At 31.4% G+C, this 579-nt stretch carries 1 protein-coding gene; it reads left to right on the forward strand.

Annotated elements, in window-relative coordinates; all coding sequences use genetic code 11:
* Window positions 1-579: transposase (locus tag ACX5JI_RS26400; RefSeq protein ID WP_459503934.1), on the forward strand; the 579-nt coding region annotated here is incomplete at both ends.

The raw sequence follows: 579 nt of genomic DNA on the forward strand, positions 1-579 counted from the left end.
ATGATACGTTTTTAAAGTTTCCAAAGACAAAATTACAATTGAATATTGGGAAATTAGGGTTTACTGAAGGAAAACTGAAACAAGTTCGTGTCATTCCAAAATACAATGAGTATGTAGTGGAATTAGTATTAATTTTTCCTTCAAAACAACAAATTGTTGAAGAGAATGGTCGTTATATGAGTATTGATTTAGGTATTGATAACCTTGCAACCATTGTAACAAACACAGGTATGAATCCTGTACTTGTTAAGGGCAAACATGTCAAAAGCATAAATCAATATTACAACAAAATGAAGAGTCACTTTACAAGTGTTCTCAGGCAAGGTAAACAAACAGGGAAAGAACCTTTTACTGCAAAAAGAATAGAAAAACTTCATCAAAAGCGTTACCTGAAAATAAAAGACATCTTTCATAAAGCGAGTCATCATATTGTAAAACTAGCTCAAGAAGAGAGAGTTTGCAAAATCGTTATTGGTCAAAACAAAAGTTGGAAACAAGAAACTGATATGGGAAAGAAAAATAACCAAACATTTTGCCATATCTCGCATCGTGTATTGATTCAAATGATTACATACAAAG

This window comes from Bacillus sp. C1 (assembly GCF_054570475.1).